This is a genomic window from Mesorhizobium sp. M7A.F.Ca.MR.148.00.0.0 (genome assembly GCF_003997735.1).
Classification (GTDB): domain Bacteria; phylum Pseudomonadota; class Alphaproteobacteria; order Rhizobiales; family Rhizobiaceae; genus Mesorhizobium.
In genome coordinates this window covers 1-245 of the sequence record NZ_RZTB01000653.1, presented here as the reverse complement: position 1 = coordinate 245, position 245 = coordinate 1, and the positions used below count along the sequence as shown (strand labels likewise).

1 protein-coding gene is annotated in these 245 nt (G+C 68.2%); it reads right to left on the bottom strand.

Translation table 11 applies throughout. The features are described 5' to 3' along the window. A partial coding sequence (locus tag EOB49_RS35690) for an ATP-binding cassette domain-containing protein (protein WP_127383581.1) occupies positions 1-245 on the bottom strand: 245 nt, incomplete at both ends.

Genomic DNA, 245 nt, shown 5'->3' with positions numbered 1-245 from the left:
CACGTCTTCCATATTGTGGCTGATGATGACGACGCCGAGGCCGCGGTCGCGCACGCGCTCGATCAGGTTGAGCACTTCCGCCGTCTGCGCCACGCCGAGCGCCGCCGTCGGCTCGTCGAGCAGGATGAGCTTGGGTTCGAGCAGCAGCGAGCGGGCGATCGCCACCGTCTGGCGTTGGCCGCCCGACAACGACGCGACCACTTCGCGCACGCTTGGGATGCGCGCCGATAGCTCGTTGAGCAGCG